Origin of the sequence: Algiphilus aromaticivorans DG1253 (genome assembly GCF_000733765.1) — a bacterium.
GTDB classification, from domain to species: domain Bacteria; phylum Pseudomonadota; class Gammaproteobacteria; order Nevskiales; family Nevskiaceae; genus Algiphilus; species Algiphilus aromaticivorans.
Window position 1 is genome coordinate 3,060,913 of sequence record NZ_JPOG01000001.1, and the last position, 23,268, is coordinate 3,084,180.

Annotated in this window: 19 protein-coding genes; 15 read left to right on the forward strand and 4 right to left on the reverse strand. The window is 69.0% G+C overall.

The window, feature by feature from the left end; genetic code table 11:
* The first annotated feature begins 127 nt into the window (after nt 1–127).
* The 11 genes from apbC (at nt 128) to U743_RS14275 (ending at nt 10,440) form a co-directional block, all read left to right on the forward strand.
* Nucleotides 128–1,216 (forward strand): iron-sulfur cluster carrier protein ApbC, encoded by a 1,089-nt coding sequence (gene apbC / locus U743_RS14225; RefSeq protein ID WP_043769150.1) that lies wholly within the window; start codon nt 128–130, stop codon nt 1,214–1,216.
* A gap of 2 nt (nt 1,217–1,218) precedes the next feature.
* Nucleotides 1,219–1,668 (forward strand): DUF3305 domain-containing protein, encoded by a 450-nt coding sequence (locus U743_RS14230; protein WP_043769152.1) that lies wholly within the window; start codon nt 1,219–1,221, stop codon nt 1,666–1,668.
* Nucleotides 1,665–2,216, forward strand: a complete 552-nt coding sequence (locus U743_RS18275; RefSeq protein WP_052368217.1) for a DUF3306 domain-containing protein — start codon at nt 1,665–1,667, stop codon at nt 2,214–2,216. The genes U743_RS14230 and U743_RS18275 overlap by 4 nt, the downstream gene beginning before the upstream one ends.
* Nucleotides 2,185–3,873: a 4Fe-4S binding protein gene (locus U743_RS14240; protein WP_052368218.1), complete on the forward strand. Its 1,689-nt coding sequence runs from the start codon at nt 2,185–2,187 to the stop codon at nt 3,871–3,873. Before U743_RS18275 ends, U743_RS14240 begins: the two co-directional genes overlap by 32 nt.
* Before the next feature lie 615 nt (nt 3,874–4,488).
* Entirely contained in the window at nt 4,489–5,121 is a 633-nt protein-coding gene (locus U743_RS14245; RefSeq protein WP_198022058.1) for a TorD/DmsD family molecular chaperone, read from the forward strand.
* A complete protein-coding gene (locus U743_RS14250) occupies nt 5,118–5,357 on the forward strand; it encodes a hypothetical protein (protein WP_232226800.1) in 240 nt (79 codons plus the stop codon). The genes U743_RS14245 and U743_RS14250 overlap by 4 nt, the downstream gene beginning before the upstream one ends.
* Before the next feature lie 37 nt (nt 5,358–5,394).
* Nucleotides 5,395–8,355, forward strand: a complete 2,961-nt coding sequence (locus U743_RS14255) for a molybdopterin-dependent oxidoreductase (RefSeq protein WP_043769154.1) — start codon at nt 5,395–5,397, stop codon at nt 8,353–8,355.
* A 19-nt stretch (nt 8,356–8,374) separates the two neighbouring features.
* Nucleotides 8,375–8,965, forward strand: coding sequence for a formate dehydrogenase FDH3 subunit beta (gene fdh3B / locus U743_RS14260; RefSeq protein ID WP_043769156.1), 591 nt, complete (start codon nt 8,375–8,377; stop codon nt 8,963–8,965).
* A 3-nt stretch (nt 8,966–8,968) separates the two neighbouring features.
* On the forward strand, nt 8,969–9,157 hold the full coding sequence (locus U743_RS14265; RefSeq protein ID WP_043769158.1) for a hypothetical protein: 189 nt from the start codon (nt 8,969–8,971) through the stop codon (nt 9,155–9,157).
* The gene (locus U743_RS14270; protein ID WP_156966458.1) at nt 9,126–9,350 is read left to right on the forward strand and encodes a hypothetical protein; all 225 of its coding nucleotides are present in this window, start codon (nt 9,126–9,128) and stop codon (nt 9,348–9,350) included. Before U743_RS14265 ends, U743_RS14270 begins: the two co-directional genes overlap by 32 nt.
* Nucleotides 9,351–9,360: 10 nt before the next feature.
* Entirely contained in the window at nt 9,361–10,440 is a 1,080-nt protein-coding gene (locus U743_RS14275) for a formate dehydrogenase subunit gamma (protein ID WP_043769161.1), read from the forward strand.
* Nucleotides 10,441–10,443: 3 nt separating this feature from the next.
* Here the strand turns inward: U743_RS14275 and U743_RS18280 are convergent, their stop codons facing one another.
* From U743_RS18280 to U743_RS14295, 4 genes are read right to left on the reverse strand one after another with little or no spacing between them, the layout of a single operon-like run.
* Nucleotides 10,444–11,202 carry a biotin--[acetyl-CoA-carboxylase] ligase gene (locus U743_RS18280; protein WP_052368219.1) on the reverse strand — a complete coding sequence of 253 codons (759 nt, stop codon included), beginning with the start codon at nt 11,200–11,202 and terminating at the stop codon, nt 10,444–10,446.
* A complete protein-coding gene (locus U743_RS18285; protein ID WP_156966459.1) occupies nt 11,202–13,469 on the reverse strand; it encodes a tetratricopeptide repeat protein in 2,268 nt (755 codons plus the stop codon). The genes U743_RS18280 and U743_RS18285 overlap by 1 nt, the downstream gene beginning before the upstream one ends.
* Nucleotides 13,466–14,323: a cyclic pyranopterin monophosphate synthase MoaC gene (gene moaC / locus U743_RS14290; RefSeq protein ID WP_043769163.1), complete on the reverse strand. Its 858-nt coding sequence runs from the start codon at nt 14,321–14,323 to the stop codon at nt 13,466–13,468. Before moaC ends, U743_RS18285 begins: the two co-directional genes overlap by 4 nt.
* The gene (locus tag U743_RS14295; RefSeq protein WP_043769164.1) at nt 14,320–14,775 is read right to left on the reverse strand and encodes a molybdenum cofactor biosynthesis protein MoaE; all 456 of its coding nucleotides are present in this window, start codon (nt 14,773–14,775) and stop codon (nt 14,320–14,322) included. The genes moaC and U743_RS14295 overlap by 4 nt, the downstream gene beginning before the upstream one ends.
* 271 nt (nt 14,776–15,046) lie before the next feature.
* Between U743_RS14295 and U743_RS14300 the strand changes: the two genes are divergently transcribed.
* Genes U743_RS14300 through U743_RS14315 form a run of 4 tightly spaced genes read left to right on the forward strand, consistent with a single transcriptional unit; the run spans nt 15,047 to nt 23,071 of the window.
* On the forward strand, nt 15,047–16,567 hold the full coding sequence (locus U743_RS14300) for a TIGR02677 family protein (protein WP_198022059.1): 1,521 nt from the start codon (nt 15,047–15,049) through the stop codon (nt 16,565–16,567).
* Nucleotides 16,564–17,772 (forward strand): TIGR02678 family protein, encoded by a 1,209-nt coding sequence (locus tag U743_RS14305; protein ID WP_043769166.1) that lies wholly within the window; start codon nt 16,564–16,566, stop codon nt 17,770–17,772. The genes U743_RS14300 and U743_RS14305 overlap by 4 nt, the downstream gene beginning before the upstream one ends.
* Complete coding sequence (locus U743_RS14310) at nt 17,769–21,878, forward strand: TIGR02680 family protein (protein WP_043769168.1); 4,110 nt, start codon at nt 17,769–17,771, stop codon at nt 21,876–21,878. Before U743_RS14305 ends, U743_RS14310 begins: the two co-directional genes overlap by 4 nt.
* Nucleotides 21,875–23,071 (forward strand): TIGR02679 family protein, encoded by a 1,197-nt coding sequence (locus U743_RS14315; RefSeq protein WP_043769169.1) that lies wholly within the window; start codon nt 21,875–21,877, stop codon nt 23,069–23,071. Before U743_RS14310 ends, U743_RS14315 begins: the two co-directional genes overlap by 4 nt.
* Nucleotides 23,072–23,268 lie beyond the last annotated feature (197 nt).

The following is a 23,268-nucleotide window of genomic DNA, read 5'->3' on the forward strand; positions in this document are numbered from 1 at the left end:
GGCCGACACGCCGCGTACACTCGGGCGAAGATTCAAGAGATGCTTGGTGCAGGCGGCACGCTATGGCAGCGTGGCCGGGCATCGGGTTCCTGACACAACACATGCAACGGAGGCGGCGGAAGGATTCATGAGCGATACGCTCCGCAAGCAGGTCGAGGCCACCATCAACGGCTACGAGGATCCCGTCTTCGACGCGTCGCTACAGAGCGCGCGCGAGCTGGCGGATCTGCAGATCGACGGCGACCGCGTGCAGGCGCGCCTGCGCTGCGGCTTTCCCACGCGCCGGCACGGGCCGGAGCTGGCCGCCGGCATCAAGGCCGCCGTCGAGGCACTGGACGGCGTGACACATGCCGACATCACGGTGGAGACCGTCATTGCGCCGCGCGCCGCCCAGCAGGGCGTGCAGCGTCTCAAGAACGTCAAGAACATCATCGCCATCTCCTCGGCCAAGGGCGGTGTCGGTAAGTCCACCGTCGCCGCGAATCTGGCGCTGGCGCTGGCCGCCGAGGGCGCGGCCGTGGGCATGCTCGACGCCGACATCTACGGCCCCAGCCAGCCGCGCATGCTGGGCGTCAAGGGCAAGCCGGACTCCGACGGCAAGAGCTTCGAGCCCATGCGCAGCTACAACATCGAGTCGATGTCGGTGGGCTATCTCATCGACGAGGAGCAGCCCATGGTCTGGCGCGGGCCGATGGTCACCCAGGCGCTGCAGCAGCTGCTCAACGACACCAACTGGCACGACCTCGACTATCTCATCGTCGACATGCCGCCGGGCACCGGCGACATCCAGCTGACGCTGTCGCAGCGCGTGCCCGTCTCCGGCGCGGTCATCGTCACGACCCCGCAGGACATCGCCACCCTCGACGCGCGCAAGGGTCTGCAGATGTTCAACAAGGTCAATGTGCCGGTGCTGGGCATCGTCGAGAACATGAGCATCCACGTCTGCTCGAACTGCGGGCACGAGGAGCACCTCTTCGGCGAAGGCGGCGGCCAGCGCGTGGCGCAGGACTACGGCGTGCCGCTGCTGGGCGCGCTGCCGCTGGAGATCGCCATCCGCGAGAACGCCGACAGCGGCCGTCCCAGCGTCGTCGCCGATCCGGACGGCGCGGCCGCCCAGCGCTTCCGCCAGGTTGCGCTGCGCATGACCGCCGCGCTGGCGTTGCAGGCGCGCGACTACAGTGCCGCCTTCCCCGATATCGTGGTGGAAGAGGACTGAGCATGGACAAGCACCCGCGCCGCTGCCTCAGCCTGCTGTTGCAATACAGCGGCCGCGGCTGGCAGCTGATGGGTGCCGTGCCAGAGCCCGAGGGCGCGCCCGTAGGCCCGGTGCGCGAGTTGGTCCGCGACGCCGCCGACGCGCGCCTGGTGCGCTGGAGCGGCTTTCCGCTGCAGCTGCACCCCGACGGCTGCGACGACTACTGGTTCAATGTCACCAGCCGCCAGCCGCTGCTCTTCGTTATGTGTCAGCCCGGCGACGACGGCGAGCCCCTTCCCGTAGGCGTCAGCGCCGATCAGGAGGACGGCGTGGCCGCCAGCGAGGTCGAGGGCATCGTCTTCGAAACCCCCATGCCACCGCCGCTCGTTCTGTGGGTGCGCGACTACGTCGCCGCCTACTGGCAGCCCGGCCCGCGCAAGAACAAGCGCAAGCCGCAGGAGGCCGGACAGTGAGCGAACAGCGCGATTACGAGGAAAGCTTTCTCGCACGCTGGTCGCGCCGCAAGCTCGGGCAGCAGGAGGACGACGCGGAGGCCGGGGAGCGCGCCCTGTCCGAAGGTGCCGAGCCGGAACCACCGGCCGAAGAGGCCGCGCAGCCTGAGCCACCCGGCGACGCCGACATGCCACCGCTGGAGAGCGTCGACGCCGGCGGCAGCGTCGAGCCCTTCTTCTCGCCGCGGGTCAGTAGCGGTCTGCGCCGGGCAGCGCTGCGCCGCCTGTTCCGGCGGCCCGAACTCAATGTCATCGACGGCCTCGACGACTACGCCGCGGACTACCGCCACTTCACCCCGCTGGGCGACATCGTCACCGCCGACATGCGCTACCACCTGGAGCGTGCGCGCGCCAAGCTGGCCGAGCAACTGCAGGCCGATGACGCGCAGCAAGCGGAGGCCGCCGAAAGCAAGCGGCCCGACAACATTGATAACGACAAGGAGACGGCCGCCGGCCCCTCCGATGGAGGCGACAACAATGACCCCGAGCGAGGCAGCCACGAGGCTTGAGCCCGACACCCTGCCGGCCACCGGCACTGCCGGCGAGGCGCGGCGCGCCGCACTGGCGCGCCTGCCGCCCGAGCCCATGCCGCAGTCCTGGGTGGAATACGCATCGCGCGGCGCGCTGCTCATCATCGGCCCGGCCGACGCAGCCTGGCCGGCGGCGACCCGCCTGCGCGAGGAACTCGACTGCTGGGTACTGGCGACCGCGCGTCCGACCGAGCCGCCAGAAGCCCCGCCACCGGCGCCCACCGCCTGGGGCACGCCCATGGATTGCACGGGGCATCTCGGCGCCTTCGCGCTGGGCATCAGCAACGAGAGCGGCGCCCTGCTGACAGTGGGCGAGGCCTTCGGCCGCGAGCGCAACGACTTCGACCTGATCCTGGATCTGCAGGCAACGCCGGCCATCGGCCACGAGATCCCGCCACCGGGCTACTACCGCGGCCGCGGTGCCGACGCGTCCGAGCGCGCGCTCGCCGAGCTGCCGCAGATGGTCGGCACCTTCCAGAAGCCGAAGTACTTCAACTACGACCCGTACATCTGCGCCCACGGCGCTCGCGGGCTGGCCGGCTGCCGCAACTGCCTGGATGCCTGCGCCACCGGCGCGGCCATCAGCATCGGCGAGAAGATCGAGGTCGACCCCTATCTCTGCCAGGGCTGCGGCAGCTGCGCGACGAGCTGCCCCACCGGTGCCATCGGCTACGCGCTGCCCACCGCCGCCGAGCTGGTCGACACGCTGCGCCGGCTGATCGCCGACTACCGCGCGGCCGCGCCGGAGGCGCCGGCGCCCTGGCTCGTCTTCCACGGCCCCGAGGACGGGCTGGCTGTGCTGCAGGCGCAGGCCGCCGGGCTGCCCGAGCACTGCCTGCCGGTGCCGATCGAGGATGTAGGTGCGGTCGGGCCGGACGCCTGGCTGTCCGCGCTGGCCTTCGGCGCGGCCGGCGCCACGATGCTGACCGGCGCGCAGCCGGCTGCCAGGCTGGCCGCGACCACGCGCGAGCAGATCGACATCGCCACGGCCGTGCTGGAAGGCCTCGGCGACGCGCATGCGACGCGGCGCCTGCAGCTCGCGACCGACGCGCTGGCGGCGCCGGACGAGTTGCCCCCGCTGGTCGCGCAGCCAGCCACCTTCGGCGGGCTCGGCAGCAAGCGCGAGATCATGCAGCGCGCGCTCGCCCACCTCTGGGAGCAGGCCGGCCAACCGGCGGCGGCCGAGCTGCCGAAGGGCGCGCCCTTCGGCGCCATCGACGTCGACCGCGAGGCCTGCACGCTGTGCATGGCCTGCGTGTCGGTGTGCCCGGCATCGGCCGTCACCGGCGGCGGCGAGGAGCCCAAGCTGCTCTTCCGCGAGGACCGCTGCGTGCAATGCGGCCTCTGCGCCACCGCCTGCCCCGAGGACGCCATTGCGCTGCAACCGCGCATCGACTTCGCCGCTCACGCCGAGCCAGCCGCGCGCGTGCTCAACGAGGAAGAACTGCTGCACTGCCTCGACTGCGGCCAGGCCTTCGCCACGCGCAAGATCGTCGAGCGCATGGCGGAAAAGCTGGCCGGCCACTGGATGTTCCAGGACCCCGCCGCCCGCGAGCGCCTCTACACCTGCGAGGAATGTCGCGTGAAGCGCGTGCTCAACGACGAGAACGCCATGGCGCAGCAGCGTGAGCGCTGAGCGCTGAGCGCTGAGCCACAGATCGCACAGATGGTTACGGATCCGGGTTCGGTAGAAACCGCAGATTGCGCAGATTCTTCTGGAATCACGCCGAGCCCTAACCGCGATGTCGCGGAGCGACGAGCCGTCCAAGCCCCCTTGGAGGCGCGCCGCCAGCCGCCGGGATTTTGGCTCGCCGAAAGGCGAGCCGAAGGGCCTCCACGGGGCGCCCTCTCTTTGGTTCCTTTCTCTGGGCGAGCAGAGCAAGGAACCCGCGCCGGTCGCGCGGTAACGATCGGTAGCGCCAGTGTTTCAGGGCGCGGAACTCCTGTGCGCCGCCGGTCCCAATTCGAAGCACGTGGTGCCAACGCTCGACGTCCGCTTGGCGCTTGCTCGGGCAACGAGCCTGAACGCCGCATCACGACGCAACGCCTAGCAGCGCTTTCTGGAAGCTCTAGTGCTCCATCTGCAACCCGCAGCATAAGCCCCATTAGACCTTCGTCGACCTCCCTTTGACCGACTCCTTGCGCCGGAGTATGTTGCTAGTGAGGAGGCGTTCCTTATGACGCGAGGCGAGACAAGACGGCCACAAGGTCGCCGGCCCGCGATGCGCAGCAAGGCGCAGGCAGTGCGCTGATGCGTACCGTGGCCGACCGGGATGCGCTCGACGCGACCGCGTTGCAGCGCGAGGCGGCAGAGCAGGCGCGGATTGATGCCTACCTGCTGCTCGCCGCCATGTTGCGCGGCGCACCGGCGGCCCAGTTGCTGGAAAGCCTCGCCGCGATGAGCGTCGACGCCACCGAAGACGCGCCCCCGCTGGCGCTGGCCTGGCGCTATCTGCGCGACGCGGCGAGCACCGCCGATCTCCAAGGCATCGACGACGAGTTCCACGCCCTGCTCATCGGCGTCGGCCGCGGCGAACTGCTGCCCTACGCCAGCTGGTATCTCGCCGGCTTTCTGATGGACAAGCCGCTGGTGACGCTGCGCCGCGATCTGGAGCGCCTCGGCATCGAACGCAGCCCCGGCACGCGGGAGCCGGAGGACCACGCCGCCGCGCTCTGCGAAACGATGGCGCTACTCGGCGAGTCCGGCAGCCCGACCAGCGCCGGCGATCAGCAACGTTTCTTCGAATCGCATCTGGGCTCCTGGATGCCGCGCTTCTTCGCGGACATGCAGACAGCCGAGAGCGCCGATTTCTACCGTGCCGTCGGCCGGCTGGGAAGCGCCTTCATGGAAATGGAGCGCACCTGGCTGCGACTACCGGCATGAGCACCACGGAGGCAAGCGATATGCGCAAGCGCCCGAGCACCCCGAAACCCGTCAACGAATCCCGCCGCCGACTGCTGGGCAGCGCCATCGGCGCTGGCGCCGCGGCCGGCCTCGGCTTTGCCACGGTCAGCGCGCAGGCTGCGCCGACCGCGGGGGCGGCGCCGACCGAGAACAAGAAGAAGGGCTACCGCGAGACCGAGCACATCCGCCGCTACTACCAGACCGCCGACCGCTGAGCACGCCGCCGTAGCGCTGCTGGATGGAGGAGACACGATGAGACTGATCCGCAAGAACTACGATTTCGATGCACCGCTGGCCGGCCTGGGCGACGCCCTCGACCGCCGCGACTTCCTCAAGCGCTCCGGGCTGACCGCCGGCGGTGCGACGCTGGCCGGCGCCATTCCGGCGGCGATGATGCAGCGCGCCGAGGCCAAGGACACCGCGCCGAAGGAGGATGTCGAAACCGAGATTCGCCGCTCGGTGTGCACGCACTGTTCGGTGGGCTGCGGCGTCATCGCCGAAGTGCAGGACGGCGTCTGGACCGGCCAGGAACCGGACTTCGATTCGCCCATCAACCTCGGCGCACACTGCGCCAAGGGTGCCTCGCTGCGCGAGCACGGCCACGGCGAGAAGCGCGTGAAGTACCCGATGAAGCTCGTCGACGGCAAATGGAAGCGCATGAGCTGGGACGACGCCATCCAGGAGATCGGCGACAAGCTGCTCGCCATTCGCGAGGAGTCGGGCCCGGACGCGGTCTTCTGGTGCGGCTCCTCCAAGGCCAGCAATGAGGGCAGCTATCTGCAGCGCAAGTTCGCGGCCTTCTGGGGCAGCAACAACATCGACCATCAGGCGCGCATCTGTCACTCCACGACGGTTGCCGGCGTAGCCAACACCTGGGGCTACGGCGCGATGACGAATTCCTACAACGACATGCACAACTCCAAGGCGATGATCTTCGTCGGCAGCAATGCCGCCGAGGCGCATCCCGTGGCGATGCAGCACATCCTGCGCGCCAAGGAGAATGGCTCGAAGATGATCGTGGTGGACCCGCGGCTGACACGCACGGCCGCCCACGCCGACCAGCACATCCGCATTCGCCCCGGCTCGGACGTAGCCTTCATCTGGGGCCTGCTCTGGCACATCTTCGAGAACGGCTGGGAGGACGCCGAGTACATCCGTCAGCGCGTCTACGGCATGGACGAGATCCGCGAGGAGGTCAAGCACTGGGATCCGGCCACCGTCGAGGAGGTAGCCGGCGTGCCGGAAGCCGAGATGTTCCAGGCCGCCAAGACGCTGGCCGAGAACCGCCCCGGCACCATCGTCTGGTGCATGGGCGGCACCCAGCATCACATCGGCAACAACAACACGCGTGCCTACTGCGTGCTGCAGCTGGCGCTGGGCAACATCGGCGTGGCCGGCGGCGGCGCCAACATCTTCCGCGGCCACGACAACGTGCAGGGGGCGACCGACGTCGGCCCCAACAGCCATACCCTGCCGGGTTACTACGGGCTTGCCGAAGGCTCCTGGAAGCACTGGGCGCGGGTCTGGGATATCGACTTCGACTGGCTGAAGTCGCGCTTCGACAACGCCGAATACGACGCCGGCAGCGGCACGATGGCGCACCCGATGAATATCGAGGGCATCCCCGTCTCGCGCTGGATCGACGGCATCCTTGAGGATCCGGAGAACCTCTCGCAGCGCGACAACTTCCGCGCCGTCTTCTTCCAGGGCCACGCCGTCAACAGCCAGACGCGCGGCCCCGAGATGAAGAAGGCGCTGGAGAAGCTGGAGCTGGTCGTCATCTCGGACCCCTACCCGACGCATATGGCGGTGATGTCCGACCGCCAGAACGACACGTACCTGCTGCCGACCTGCACGCAGTTCGAGCAGGCCGGATCGGTGACGGCCTCCAATCGCTCGCTGCAGTGGCGCGAGAAGGTCGTCGAGCCGCTCTTCGAGTCCAAGCCCGACGCCGAGGTCCTCTACCGCTTCGCCCAGAAGTTCGGCTTCGCCGAGGAGATGTTCAAGCACATCAAGGTCGAGGACAGCATGCCCTCGCCCGAGGACACGCTGCGCGAGATCAATCGCGGCCACTGGACCATCGGCTACACCGGCCAGTCGCCGGAGCGACTCAAGCTGCACACCGAGAACCGCCACACCTTCGACACCACCTCGCTGCTGGCCAAGGGCGGCCCCTGCGACGGCGACTACTACGGCCTGCCCTGGCCCTGCTGGGGCACGCCGGAGATGGGCCACCCCGGTACGCCCCTGCTCTACAACACGCACGATCCGGTATCCAGGGGCGGCCTCACCTTCCGCGCCCGCTTTGGCACCGAGCACGAGGGTAACGACATTCTGGCCGACGGCTCCTATTCCAAGGATTCGGAGATCGACGACGGCTATCCGGAATTCACTTACGGCATCCTGCGCGAGCTCGGCTGGCACAGGGAACTGACACCAGCCGAGCTGGCCACCATCGCCTGGGTCGCCGGCCAGCGCGACAAGCCCGGTGATGCCGTATCGGAGGACGACGTCGCCGAGCTGCGCAACTCCGAAGCGCTGGACGGCGTCAACTGGAAGACCGACCTCTCCGGCGGCATCCAGCGCGTAGTCATCAAGCACGAGTGCGCGCCCTTCGGCAACGCCAAGGCGCGGGCCATCGTCTGGACCTTCCCGGATCGCGTGCCGGTGCACCGCGAGCCGCTCTATACCTCGCGCTACGACCTCGTCGAGAAGTACCCGACCTACGAGGACCGCAAGGCCTACTGGCGGCTGCCGACGCGCTACGAGTCCATCCAGGCGACGGATTATTCCGGCGACTACCCGCTGATCTTCACCAGCGGCCGCCTCGTCGAGTACGAGGGCGGCGGCGAAGAGACGCGCTCGAACCCCTGGCTGGCGGAGCTGCAGCAGGAGATGTTCGTCGAGATCAACCCCGCCGACGCCAACGACCGCGGTCTCCGGGACCACGCCTGGGTCTGGCTGGAGGGCCCGGAAGGCGGTCGCATCAAGGTACGCGCGATGGTCACCGAGCGCGTCGGCCGCGGTGTGGTCTGGACGCCCTTCCATTTCGGCGGCTGGTTCCAGGGCGAGGATCTGCTGGCGAAGTATCCGGAGGGCACCGCCCCGCACGTGCGCGGCGAGGCCTGCAACACCGCTACCACCTACGGCTACGACTCGGTGACCCAGATGCAGGAAACCAAGTCCACGCTCTGCCAGATCAAGGCGGCCTGAGCCCCGCGAGGAGACGACCATGGCAAGAATGAAGTTCCTCTGCGACGCCGACCGCTGCATCGAGTGCAACGGCTGCGTCACGGCCTGCAAGAACGAGAACGAGGTGCCCTGGGGCATCAACCGTCGCCGGGTGGTCACCCTCAACGACGGCAAGCCCGGCGAGAAGTCGATCTCGGTGGCCTGCATGCACTGCTCGGACGCGCCCTGCGCAGCCGTCTGCCCCACCGACTGCTTCTACACCACGGTCGACGGCATCGTGCTGCACGACAAGGATCTCTGCATCGGCTGCGGCTACTGCTCCTACGCCTGCCCCTTCGGCGCACCGCAGTACCCGAAGACGGAGGCCTTCGGCGCGCGCGGCAAGATGGACAAGTGCACCTTCTGCGCCGGCGGCCCCGAAGAGGACAACAGCGAGGCCGAGTACGCCAAGTACGGCGCCAACCGCATCGCCGAGGGCAAGCTGCCGGCCTGCGCCGAGATGTGCGCCACCAAGGCCCTGCTCGCCGGCGACGGCGACCTGGTCGCGGATATCTACCGCAAGCGCGTCATGCAGCGCTCGGGCCGGCCGCAGACCTGGGGCTGGGGCAAGGCCTACGGCGCGGAGCTCTAGGCCATGCGCCGCCTGCTGCTGGCCGCATCGCTGCTCGCACTGGGCCTGGCGGGCTGCTACGAGTCGACCGGCGTCACCATGCACGAGCCGGGCGAGTACAAGGGCGCGCAGGACCCACTGCACGACAAGCTGGCCGACAAGGCGCATCGCGAAGAACTCGATGCGCGCTTCGACGGCCAACGGGATCGCTGACATGCGCGCCGCCCGCCTGCTCGCCCCCTTCGCCCTGCTGACCGCCCCGCTGCTGGCCGGCTGTTTCGAATACACCGGCGACCCCTGGGTGCGCGGAACGCAGGCCGAGCAGCTCGAGGGCGAGCGCGCCCGCGATCCCGCCACGATCGAGCAACTGCGCGACCGTCAGATGCGCGTGCAGTCGGACCGATAGGAGGCCCACCATGGCCCGTAGCGAAGCAACGCAACCCCGGAAGAAGTCCCGCCGCTGGCGGAGCATGGTGCTCAGCCTGATCGTCATCCTCGCCGGCGCCATGATCGCGCCGCTGGGCGGCTATCTCTACGTCGGCATCGCCGGTGCACAGGAAGAGGAAGCCGCCGGCGGCTGGCAGGGAGAGTCCAACCCGCGCTCGGAGTACTGGCGCCAGGTGCGCGAATCCAACGAAGGCGTAACCACGGCTTCCGGCCCGGAAGCCGGCGTGCTGATGCAGGACGGCGGTCAGAACTGGCGACAGCTGCGTAACGGCCCCATTGCCGGCATCGGCGGCTGGTTCCTGCCCATCGTGCTGCTTCTCATCGGCGCCTTCTTCCTGATCGTTGGGCGGAACAAGGTCGAGAAGCCCCTGTCCGGAGCGCGCCTGCAGCGCTGGACGCTGGCCGAGCGCACGCTGCACTGGATCACGGCCGGGCTCTTCATCCTGCTGGCCATCACCGGCCTCAGCCTGCTCTTCGGCCGCGCCGTGCTGATCCCGCTGATGGGCCCCGAGGGCTTCGCGGCCTGGGCCGGCGCGGCCAAGCTGCTGCACAACCTGGGCGGGCCCTTCTTCGCTGTCTGCATTGCGCTCATCATCATCGCCTGGATCCGCCACAACATCCCGAACCGCACCGATCTGGATTGGTTCAAGGCCGGTGGGGGCATGACGGGCAAGCACGCCTCGGCCGGGCGCATGAACGGCGGCGAGAAACTCTGGTTCTGGTTCATTGCCACTGTCGGCACGGCCGTCTGCGTGTCGGGGCTGGTGCTGGACTTCCCCAACATCTTCGTCGAGCGCGGCACCATGCAGTGGGCGAACGTCATCCACGCCATCCTCGCCATCGGCTGGATCGGCCTCTTCTTCGGCCACGCCTACATCGGCACGCTGGGCACCGAGGGCGCGCTGGAAGGCATGACCACCGGCACCGTCAGCGCCGAATGGGCCGAGCAGCATCACGATCTGTGGTATCGGGAAGTCAAGAACCAGGGTGGCGGCGCGGACGCGCCCGCGACCGGTTCGGCCGAACAGCAGCGGCCGTCGACCAGCTAACGCTCAGACGCCGGGCAGGCCGAAGAAGCGGGCGAGCGGGACCGACTGCTCGCTCGCGTCCAGCGACAGCCGCAGCGCGCCGTCGTCGGCGAGGCCGACCAGCGCACCGGCCACCTGCTCGCCGTCGGCCAGGCGCAGCGCCATCGGTGTGCCGGGTTCCGGCAAACGAGCACTAAAGGGCCGTAGCAACGGCGCCAGCCCCTGCTCGGCCCAGCGGTTGAGCTCGGTGAGGAAATGCCGCGCGAAGCCGCTGAGCAGGTCTTCCGGCGTCAGCTCCGGCACGCCACCCTCCTCGCGGATGCTGCCGGCAGCTAAAGCCAGCGCCTCGGGTGTGGTCTCCACATTCGCGCACAGCCCCAGCGCCAGCCAGCCCGCCTGCGCATCGCCGCGCAGCTGCAGACCGGCCACCTTGGCGCCGCCCAGCAGCAGATCGTTGGGCCAGCCGAAGCGCAGATCGGTCATCGGCACGACGCGCTCGGCCACCGCCGCGCCCAGCGCAGACAACGCCACCAGCGCGACCTCGCCGGCGCGTGCGAAATCGAATTCGGGCCGCAGCAACAGGCCCGCGTAGAGCCCGCCCGGCGGGGATACCCAGCCACGGCCCTGGCGGCCACGGCCATCGGTCTGCGCCCGCGCCCAGACCAGCGTGCCTTCCGGCGCACCGGCCTCGGCGCGACGCCGGCATTCGGCGAGCACATCGTCGATTTCGTCCAGCACGACGGGCTCGTAGGCCGCAGGCAACTCGGGAATGGACGCCGTCATCAGTGCAGCTTGGAGGCATCGAGGCTGTCGAGCTGCCGGCGCAGCTTCTGCACACGCGGCGCGATCATGCCCAGCGTGCCTTCGGCAGCCGCCAGCGTCTCGACCAGCAGCTCGCGCGCCGCCTGCTGGCGCCCGCTGTCGCGCAGCAGCGCCGCGAGCAGACACACCGCATCGATGTGCTGGCTGTCCGTGCCCCCGGTGACCTCGGCCGTGACATCCACCAGATGCGCCAGCAGCGGCTCGGCCAGCTCGGGCTTGCCGCCGTCGACGTAGAGGCGCGCCAGGCCCTGCAGCGACATCAGGGTGTGCGGATGCTCGTCGCCATAGAGCCCGCGCCAGGTCTCGACCGCGGCGCGGAACAGCGGCTCGGCGTCGGCCCAGGCACCGCGCCGGCCAAGCAGCTCGGCCAGATTGTTGAGGGTGGTGGCGAAGGCCGGGTGCTGCTCGCCCGTGACCGCCTGCCAGATGTCGAGCGCGCGGCGATAGAGGCGCTCGGCCTCGTCGAGGGCATCGGTGGCGTCCAGTACCGCCGCGAGATTGTGCAGGCTGGTGGCCGTGTCCATATGCTGCTCGCCGAATACCTGCTGGCGGATGGCCAGCGCCCGGCGGTGGCAGTCTTCGGCCTCGCGGTAGCGCTGCAGCGCGTCGAGGCAGGTGCCGAGATTGTGCAGCCCGGCGGCGGTGGCCGGATGCGCCGGGCCGAAGCCGGCCTCGGTAATGGACAGCGCCTCGCGATACAGCGTCTCTGCGCGTTCGTAATCGCTGCCGGCATAGGCGCAGCCGGCGAGATGGTCGCAGCAGGCCGCCGTCCCCGGGTGTCGCTCGCCCAGGCCTGCACGCGCAATGCGCAGCGCGCGCTCGTAATGCGGCAGCGCGGCTTCGAGTTGCCCGGCGCTGGCCAGTGCGGCGGCCAGATTCGACAACCAGGGGATCAGTGCCGGCGCGTCATTACCAAGACGCTGCGCACGCGCCTGCAGACCCGCCTCGTAGTGCGTGGCAGCACGCCGAAGATCGCCGCGCGCCTCAAAGTGACAGGCCAAGCGGTGGCGCGCGCCCTCGACGGCACCCGCACCGACGTCCTCCGCCTCCAGTCGCAGCGCCAGCGCGCGCTCCAGTGCCGCCTGCGCGGTCTGCGGTTCACAGTCCGGATGCGTGCCCACGGCCTCCAGGGCGCGCGCATGCTGTGCAGTGTTTCCCGCGGCTTCGGCGAGCGCGCCGGCGCGTTGCAGCCAGGCCAGCGGCGGTGGCTCGTCACCGGCGATATCGAGCAGATGCGCTGTCCCCAGCAGCACTTCCGGGGTGACCTCGCGCGCCTCGGCGACCGTGCGCAGGGCCTCGCCCTCGGCGATTCTGCGCCACAGCCGCAGGGTTTCGAATGCGTGCACGGCATCGTTCATGGCCGCCAGCCAGGCCGGCGACAGCAACAGTGCACGCAACGTGTCGGCGCGGCCGGCCGCGCGCCAGTGCCAGGCCGCCAATCGCTGCGCCTGCAACTCCGTTCGGCTTGAGAAGTGGGCGGCCAGCCGCTCGTGCAGCTGCTGACGGGTGCCGTGGGCACTCAGCAACTGGCGCGCGACGCACTCGCGCTGCCCGGCGTCGGCGAGCAGCCAGTGGCCGTCGCCTTCCTGCACGCAGTCGCCCGCGGCAGCACGCGCCGCCGCCGCGTCCGCCATCACCATCGCTGCGTCCTCCGGCGTCAGGCCGCCGCGCGCGACCCAGAGCAGTGCCAGCAACTCGCGGGCGCCGGCGTCGTCGGGCAGCGAGGGCGCGGCCTGATCGCTCTCGGCCTCTTGAAGGCGGTCGGCGTGCGTGCGCAGCAGCTGCGCAAACGGCGTGGCGGCCGCGCCCACGACGATGGATACTCCCTGCGGCAGCCAATCCGGCAACCAGGCGAAGCCTTCGTCCTCTATGTCGTCGCGCAGGCAGTGGGCATCCGCCACCGTCAGACAGAAACCGCCGCCAGCGGCCGCGCGCGCCAGCCAGTTGGGCAGGGTCTCGCGCATGGCAGCAAAGCCCAGCGGCACCGGTTCGGCGATGGCGAAGCGCTGCTTCAGCGCCTCCATCCAGCGACGCAGCAGCAGTTCGGGATCGTCGCTGTCGCCACCGAGGCCGGCGTGATGAAAGGCACCGTAGCCGGCCATGCCGGCCACCATGCGAGCGTTATCGGCGCCCACTACCAGCGTCAGGCCGGAATCCGGGGCAGCCCCACCGCCCGCCTGCCCGAAGGCGGCCATGACGCGGTCTTCGGGTGAGACGATGCGGCTCACCGCGTGGCGAAGAACTGGATCAGGCCAGGCATGAGCGCCGTCAACGCGCCCTCGGCGGCTTCCACCTCCCCGGGGACCGTGAGCAACAGGCTGTCCCCGACCATGCCGGCAATGCCCGACTCGAGCATGGCCACCGGCCGGCGGCGTTGGCCGTAGGCGCGCACCGTCTCCATCAGGCCGGGCATCTCGACGGAGATCAGCGGGCGTAGCGCGTCCAGCGCATGGTCGGTGGCGGCCGTACCACCCGCGACGACAATCAAGGCGCAACCGGCATCGTGCGCATCCATGACGGCCTGCGCCAGCGACTGCGCACCATCGCAAAGGTGGCGGTCCACCGGGTCGAAGCCCGCAGCCTCCAGCGTTTCGAGCACCGGCTCGCCGATACCGGCGAGATCGAGGACGGCCGCGGCGCGCGGTGCAGGCAGCCGACGCGGGAAGTGTGATTTGCCGCCCGTCTTCTCCAGCAGGCGGGTATCGGTAATCGCGAGCTCGCTCTGATCGACGTAGGGCTTGAGCATGTCGTAGAGGCACAGCGCCGTGACGCTGGCGGCGGTCAGAGCCTCCATTTCGACGCCGGTGGGCGCGATGGTCTGCACCTCGGTGGTAATGACGACGCGGTCCGCACCGAGCTCGTAGTGCACTTCGGCGTGCTGCAGCGGCAGCGGATGGCAGAGCGGCAGGATCTCGTCGGTGCGCTTGGCGGCCAGAATGCCCGCAACGCGCGCTGTGGCCAGCGGGTCACCCTTCTCGGTCTCGCCCGATTCCAGCATCGGGATGCAATGCGCGGGTACCAGGATGGTTGCCGTGGCGCGGGCACTGCGCAGCGAGTCGGGCTTGGCACCGACATCCTTCATGCGCCGTGCCCCTGCTCTTCGGCTTCGTGATGCGAGACCAGCGAGCAGCCCTCCAGATGCGCGCTGCTGCCGTCGCTGTAGCGCTCGTGCTTCCAGATGGCAACGCGATGCTTCAGCGCCTCCACCGCGTAGCGCGCCGCCTCGAAGGCCTCGCCGCGATGCACCGCGCGCACCACCGCATAGACGCTGACATCGCCCACGGCCAGCTCGCCGACGCGATGTACGAGCCTGCAGTGGCGCGCGTCGAACTTCTCCAGGGTCTCGGCCTCGATCTCGGCCAACGTCTTCTCGGCCAACGGCCCGTGCGCGCTATAGGCGATATCGACGACCTCGCGACCATGATTGTGCCGGCGCACCGTGCCGCCGAATACGACGAGCGCGCCGCACTCGGCATCCTCGGTAGCGGTCAGCAGCGCATCGAGGGAGATGGATCCGTTACTGATTGCGGCCATGCCTTTCCTCCACTGAAGTCCGCCAAGCGTAATCGGGCTGCGCGAGCGACGTCCATCCGCGCCGTGGGTGCGCCTGTACGCCCCGAAGGCATGCCCCTAGACTGAAGGCCCAATGGCGCGTCCGGAAAGGCAATGTCGCTCGGCGTCCACGCGACACGCACCCCGCTCGTCCGTAGCATCCGGGCGCAGCCGGCAAAGGCGCGCACCACCCTGATCCGGAGTGCGCGAACGCCTGACGCGCGTCGGGCATGGATGGCGTGAGGAGCGAGTAGTGGGCACGAATGCGGACGGCAACAACCAGCGCCAGGCGCTGTTCCGGCACGTCAGTGCCGAGAAGAGCGCGCAGTACCGCGCTGTCATGGAGTGCTTCGCGGCCGCCAAGCGGCAGTTCCGACTGCATCTGCGACCGGACGAAGTCCGCACTGAAGCGGCCTGGCCAGGCGAGCCACCGGCACCGGAGGAGGTGCAGCAATTGCTCGCGCAGCTGGTCGACTGGGGTAATCTGCTGTCGCAACCCGACACCTCCCGCATGCAGACGCTGGAGGATTACTACCGCCGGCACTTCCTGTATCGACTGTCGCACCCCGGAGAGGCGGTGGAGAGCGGCCTGACGGCCTACGAGCATGCACTGCAGCAACGCGGCGAGCTGCAGTCCGTCGCGCTGGAAGACATTGCCAGTCGTCTCGACGCCCTCGAGCGGCTGGCGGCTACCGAGCCACCGGATGCCGCCAAGGTGCATGAAACCCTGCGCGACCTGACGCACGTGCTGGCAGGCCTCGCGGAAAGCGCCCAGGCATTCATGAGCGACATGAGCCGGGCGACCGCCCTGCAGCAGGGCGATCTGGCCGCGGTCATGCGCTACAAGTCGCGCCTCGTCGAGTACCTGGAACGATTCATCGGCGACCTCGTCAGCCGAACCGGCCGCATCGCCGAGCAACTGCAGCGCCTGAACACCGATATCGAGCGCCTGCTGACGCTGGCCGCGCAGCGTGAGGCTCGCGACTCGGCGCCCGACGAAAGCGCAATGGCGGACGCGGCGACTCCCCGCCTCGCCGCCTGGCGCGAACGCTGGCAAGGCCTGTTGCGCTGGTTCCTGAGCATAGACGGCGAGCCCTCGCAGGCCGAGCGTCTGCGGGCCGCCGCGCGCTCTGCCATCACGCAGCTTCTGTCGGCCGTGGCGACGCTTAACGAGCGGCGTGCCGGCAAGAGCGACCGCGCACGTGATTTCCGCATGCTCGGCGTCTGGTTCGCGCAGTGCGCAGACAATGGCGAAGCACATCGCCTGTTCCGAGTCGCTTTCGCGCTCGCCCCGTGCCGCCACCTGAGCTTGATCAACGAAGCAGAGATCTCGCCAGCCACTTCATGGTTGGACGCACCTACCCTCGCCATCCATCCGCGGCTGCGTGAACGCGGTCGCATCGAGACACGTGGCACACCCCCACGAATGCGCGACCGTAGCCGGGAGCGCGCGCTGCTCGCGCGCCAGCTGGCCGAAGAAGAAGCGCGCCTGGATGCTGCCCGCAAGCGTTTGGCCACCGGCAAGACGCAGTTGCTCTCAGAGATCGGACACTTGTCGGCAAGCGAGCTACGTGTGCTGCTGTCGCTGCTGGGCGAGCTGCTGGCCGAGCAGGATGATCCCGATCGACCGGCTGCCCGCACCAGCGCCGACGGCACGCTGACGCTACAGCTGGAACCGCAGGCGAAGAACACCCACGCACGGATCGAGAGCGAGCTGGGGACGCTACACGGTCGCGAGCATCTCATCACCATCACCCCGACCCATCCTGGATGAGCGAGGCAGCCGTACAGGACGCGTTGTCGCAGCAACGCCGGGAAGAGCGAGAGCGCGCCATCCGTGCGCTTCTGCGTCGTCCGCTGCTCGGCAGCGAAGACGAGGCGCTACCAATCGTGCGGCGACACGCTGACTGGCTTCGCCCTTGGTTCCAGCGCGAAACCGGCTGGGTACTGCACGTCGAGCGCGAATGCGCCCGCCTCTACAAGCGCCCCGCCGATCTGCTGGATACCAGCCGCGGTGCGCCCGGCTTCGACCGTCGCCGCTATGTGCTGCTCTGTCTGGCCTGCAGCGTGCTGGAGCGCGCCGGCCCGCAGATCAGCCTACAGGACCTCGGCCGCCGCGTCCTGGATATGGCCGCCTATCCAGAACTGGACGAAGTCGGCTTCCGCTTCTCTCTCGACTCGGCAAGCGAGCGGCGCGAGCTGGTGCATGTCTGCCGCTGGCTGCTCGATCAGCGTGTTCTTTGCCGCATCGTAGGCGACGAGGATGCCTATGTCTCGCAATCCGGGGACGCGCTTTACGACATCCATCGGCGCGTGCTGAGCCTGCTACTGGCAGTCACTCGCGGGCCTTCCAGCATAGATCCCAAGAGCGCGCCGCGAACGCTGGACGAGCGCCTGCATGCGCTCGGCGACGAGCTCGTTCCGGACAGCGCAGAAGGTCGACGGGGCGCGCAACGCCACCAGGTTGCGCGCCGGCTGCTAGATGATCCTGTGGTCTACTTCGAGGACCTCGACGAAGGCGCGAGAGAGTATCTGGCGGCGCAGCGCGGCCCCCTCGCCGCGCGTCTGAGCGAAGGTTGCGGACTCGCCCCCGAACAGCGAAAGGAAGGTGTGGCGCTGGTAGATCCGGACGGCGAACTGACCGATCGACGACTGCCAGCCGAAGGCACCACCGCGCACGTCACGCTGCTTGTCGCCGGTCACCTCGGCGAGCAGATGCGAGGCGAGCGAGATGTCAGCGTGGCGCGCAGCGCGCTCGCAGCCTACGTGCGCAGCGCCGCCCACGACTACGGACGCTACTGGCGCAAGCAGGCGCGTGAGCCGGGGGCAGAGCACACTCTCGCCGAAGAAGCCATTGCTGCGCTGGCGGCTCTGGGCCTGGTGCGCATCGACGGCGATGCGGTGATTCCACGCCCCGCACTGGCACGCTTCAGCGCAGGGGCTCCGGAGATCCGCCAATCAGGGCTCTTCGACACATGACGACGTATCAGGAAAACGAGCACCAGCTGCCAGAACCGACGCGCGAACGCTGGCAGCCGCTGCGCATCGGCCTCGTCGAGCTATATCACTACGACTGCGAGGAGTTCTGGTTCCACGATGGACACCTGCTGCTGCGCGGCAACAATGGCACCGGCAAGTCCAAAGTGCTCTCACTGACCCTCCCCTTCCTGCTCGACGCGCAGCTCAGCGCCGCGCGCGTCGAACCGGGCGGCGAGCGCAACAAGCGCATGGAATGGAATCTGCTGATGGGCGGAAAGTACGAGCGCCGCATCGGCTACAGCTGGATCGAGTTCGGCCGGCGCGATGATGACGGCACGGCGCATTTCCTGACCCTGGGCTGCGGCCTGCACGCAGCGGCCGGACGCAGCCGGATCGATTCCTGGCACTTCCTGACCGAGCAGCGCATCGGGCACGACCTGCAGCTCGTCACGCCGGAAGGCTCCGTGCTGTCTCGCGAGCGGCTGTCGGACGCGCTCGCCGGGCAGGGCCAGCGCTTCGATACAGCGCGCGACTATCGCCGGGCTGTTGACGAGCGTCTGTTCCGGCTGCGTGAGGAGCGTTACGACGCGCTAATGGACACCCTCATTCAGCTGCGCCAACCGCAGCTTTCCAAGAGCCCGGATGAGCGCGCGCTCTCCGACGCGCTAACCCAGGCGCTTCCGCCGCTGCCGCAGCCCCTGCTTCAGGAAGTCGCTGAAGCGCTCACCCAGCTCGAAAGCTATCGCGATGAGCTTCGCGAGCTGGAAGCACTGCGCGGTGCCATCGCCGATTTCAGCCAGCGCTACCAGCAATACGCGGCCATCCAGGCCCGCCGTCAGGCACGCGCGCTGCGCCAGTCCCAGACCGAACTGGACAATGCCGCCCGCGCGCTGAGTGCCGCCGAGCAAGCACGCGATGCGGCACAAGCCGAAGCTTCCGAGCAGGCTACAAGCGTACGGCTTATGCAGGAGCAGCTCGAGCAGGAGCGCGCCGCGCACGGAGAACTGGCTGCGGATCCGTTGATGCAGGACGCGCGCCGGCTGGAAGACCTCCAGCGCCAGGCCCGCGAACGCGCCGAGACCGAAGCCGCCGCCCAGGTGCGGCTGAGCACGGCCCAACAGGCGCTCGCGCGCGAGCAGGACGAGACCCAGCGGCGCGATACCGAAGCGCGGCGCTGCCGCGACACCCTGGCGAAAGTGCGTGACGGCGCCGAGAAGATCGCCGAGCGCGCCGGTGTGCGCGTCCGGCACGACCAGGCTCTTGGCGCCATCCCGGGGGATGATCAGATCGGCGCGCTGGACGCGCAGGGCCTGCAAACTCTGAGCACGAATCTCGACACCATTGTCGACGGCCGGCGGGCGCAGATCACGCAACTACGCAAGCGGCTCCGCGAGCTGGATCAAGCCTCCGGGGTGCGTGAGCGCGAACAGACCAAGCGCGACAGTGCCGCCGAAGCCGCCGCACAGGCAGATGGCGCGGCCGGGCAGGCAGCGACCTCGCTGCGCGAGGCCATCGACCAGCACCACGCCGACTGGCAAGGCTATCTACAAACGCTGCGGGAGATCCGGCTTACCGTCGAGGAAGCCGACACCAACGCCCTGCTTGAATGGGCCGAATCGCAGCACGGCGCGCATCCACAGAGTGCACGCTTGCAGGCGGCTTCTCAGCGCGCCTGGGAAGCCCTGGCCTCCGACCGTGCCGCGCTGGAAAAGCAGCAGCTGGCGATCGAAGATGAGCGCCGGGAACTGGCAACCGAGCGTGATGCCCTGCTGGCAGGCCAGCACGCGCATCCGCCGGTTCCACCTACACGCGATGAAGCGGCGCGCGCCACACGCGAAGGCGCACCGTTCTGGCAGCTCGTCGAATTTCGCGACGCGTTGTCGACTGCGGATCGCACGGGGCTCGAGGCTGCCCTGGAAGGCGCCAGCCTTCTCGATGCTTGGGTCAACCCCGACGGGGCGCTGCTGGACCCGCACACGAAGGACGTCTGGCTGCGTCCGCGCACAACTGTTTCGCAGTCGCTGGCGGATTGGCTCGAGCCAGCGCAAGACGTCACCGTCGCGACCGGAACCGTAGCCTCTGTGCTAGCGGGGATCGGCTGCTCGCCTGACGACGACGGCAGCACGGAGGCCTGGGTGGCTCCCGACGGTCGCTTCCGCCTGGGTCCGGCACATGGAGCCTGGCACAAGGAAGCCGCAGCCTATATCGGCTTCGCCGCACGCGAGGCCGCGCGACAGCAACGGTTGCAGGAGATTGACGAAGCGCTGATCGCGTTTGATGCGCGCCTGGCCGACTGTGCCGAACAGCACGATCAGTTGCAGGAGCGCCAGACTCGGCTGCGCGCGGAACTGGATGCCATGCCCGACAGCGAGGCACTGGCCCGGGCCCACGCTGAGTCATCGGCCGCGGAGCGGACTCGGCGCGCCGCCAAGCAGACGCTAAGCGAGGCGGACACGCAACTGCAGAAAGCCGAGAACGCTTGGCGCCAGGCTTGGGACAACGCGGCAATGGATGCCGAGGACCTACAACTCCCAACCACCGCCGAGGCCCTCGCTGACGTCGAAGCCGCGCTACTGGACTACCGCCAGCAGACACGCGATCTGCGCCACGCACTGGACAATGCGCGGCGCGCGCAGCAGGAATCCGATGCCCAGCGTGAGCGTTTGCGTGAAGCCCAGCAGCAAAGCAGCGAGCTGGAGACCGAACACGCTGGCGTGCGAAAGGCCGTCCGCGACGCCAACGCGCGCGTCGAGGCGCTGCGCGCGCAGGTCGGCGAGGACGTCGACCGCCTGCAGCGACGGCTCGGCGCGCTCACCGAAGGCATCCGCAAGCACGAGTCGGAGCTGCAGACCGCCCGAGAACGCAATACCGAAGCGCAGCGCCGGGAAGCGGCGGAACAGCAGAAGATGGAGGACCGCGAGGCGCGGCGCGCAGCCGTCGCCCAGGAGCGCCAGCAACAGGCCGAGCGCATGGAGGCCTTCGCTGAAACGGGGCTGCTCGCGGTGGCCGTGCCCGATCTGGAGCTGCCGCAGCGCTGGAGCGTGGATCCCGCGATTAACATCGCACGCCGTGTAGAACAAGCGCTGGAGAATATCGACGCCGAAGAGGATGACTGGAACCGCGCCCAGGCGGCCGTGTCGAGAGATTACAACGCCCTGCAGCAGTCGCTATCGGCGCAAGGGCACCGCGCCGAGGGCACAACCACCGACTTCGGCTTCGTCGTCAGCATTCTCTATGGTGGCCGCCCCGAACCGCCCAACCGCCTCGAGCGCAGGCTCGACGACGAGATCGCCAGCCGCCGCGAGGTGCTGACGGCGCGCGAACGCGAAGTTCTCGAAAGCCACCTCGAGCACGAGGTCGCGCAGCATCTGCAGCGGCAACTGCGCGAGGCCGAGGCGCTGGTCGGGCGCATCAACAAGGAGCTGCAAGCGCGTCCAACCTCCACCGGCGTGCGCTTCAAGTTGGAGTGGCAGGCGCGGCCCGAAGGCGACGAAGGGGCACCGCCCGGGTTGCCCGCGGTGCGCGACCGACTGGTGCGCCGCAGCGCCGACGCTTGGTCGGCGGAGGATCGCAGCAAGGTCGGCGCCTTCCTGACCGCCTGCATCCAGGCCGAGCGCGAGCGCGACTCCGGGAGCAGTCTCCAGGAGCACCTCGCGCGCGCCCTGGACTACCGCCGGTGGCATCGATTCCGGGTGCGGCGCTTCGCCGGCGGCAACTGGGGCGCGCTCTCCGGACCGGCTTCCAGCGGCGAGCGAGCGCTGGGGCTCACGGTGCCGCTGTTCGCCGCCGCGTCCGCCCATTACGCCAGCTGCGATGCTCCTACAGCGCCTCGACTTGTGTTGCTCGATGAAGCCTTCGCCGGCATCGACGACGAAGCGCGCGCGCATTGCATGGCGCTAATCCGCGAGTTCGACCTCGATTTCGTCATGACCAGCGAGCGCGAATGGGGCTGTTACCGGGAATTGCCAGGCGTGTCCATCTGCCACCTCGTCCGGCGCGAGAACATCGATGCCGTCTTCGTGTCGCGCTGGTACTGGGATGGTGAGCGGCGGCAACGGGATGGCGGGCCGCCGCGCCCAGAGCCCACTCCCGATAGCTCGGAATGAGCGCCGAGAGCCAGCGCCTGCAAAGCCTGCTGGGCGGCGATGCGTTGGCCGGCCTGCGTAGGCGCCTGGCGCGCCGCTGCCTGAAAGCCAATGCCGACGCGTTCACACTGGGCGGCCTCAGCGATATCGAGCGAAGCGCCATGGAGGGCCTGCTAGGGCGGCCGGCTCGTACCGCCTCCTCGATGCGGCTATCGCTGTCTGCCCTGGATGAAGCGCTTGCCCGCGCCGGCCTAGCGACTGACCTGCGCAGCGCCCTGGAAGCACTGGACGGGCCCCTGATCGATCCAGCAGCGCAACGCCTGGCCGAGGAGCGCCTCTGGCAGAAGGCCTTCGAGACCGTTGTGCAGCCACAGCTTCGCTCGCTTTGCGCCAGCGCGAAGGGGCGCCGCCTGATCAAGCGGCTCGCGGACGGCCCCGACAGCGCCGCTACCCTGCTGAAACGTGCCGAAGCCGTGCTTGCCCGGCTCCCCGAGCAAGGGCTACCGCTGGCCCGACTAGCCGCCGAAACGCTGGGCGACGCGCACGCCCTCGACAATGGGCGCCCCGAAGCGACGCTGGTGCTCGGGGCCACTCTCCCTGCCGAAGAGCAGGACGAGGACGCGCGCGCCCGCGACCGATGGGCGCGCCTCGGCGTAGCGATGAACGCGCTGGCCCGCCCGGTACTGGCGCTCAACCTGCCGGCAGCTTCCGATACCCCGTCGGGCGCCATTGCAGATCGCGCGCGCGAACTCGGCGAGCCCATTCACCTGAGCCTGCGCGGCCTGTTACGCTGCCCGCCGAACTGGCTGGTCGCCGGTCAAGCCGTTTACGTCTGCGAGAACCCGAGCATCGTGGCCATTGCGGCCGATCGCTTCGGCGACCACGCTCCGCCGATGTTCTGCACCGACGGCATGCCGGCAGCCGCCCAGCGGACGCTGCTGCGCCAGCTCTCGGACGCCGGTGCCGGGCTGCGCTACCACGGCGACTACGACTGGGACGGTCTGCGTATCGCCAATTTCGTCATCGACCGATTCGGCGCCCGTCCCTGGCGTTTCGGGGCCGTGCACTATCGGCCCAGGGAAAGCGGGCGCGTCCTGGAAGGCACGCCCGTCGTCGCCACATGGGACACGGAACTCGCTCCTGCCATGCAGCGAGCAGGAAAAGTGCTGGAAGAAGAAGCCGTCGTCGACGACCTTTTGGATGGTTTGCTCTAGCAGCGCCACGAATAGCTCGACATCTCCAGGCGAAGCGAACAACCCATCTCTCTCAAGGCACCTCAGAAGACCGAAGTTCCGTTGACAAGAATCCGGGTGAAGTCGTGCCGACTACAGCATCATCGCGCCAGCCGACAATGCCAAAGCTCGGCACCACCAAGCGCGCGCCGCATTCCCGGCAGGCAGTACCCCCCCCC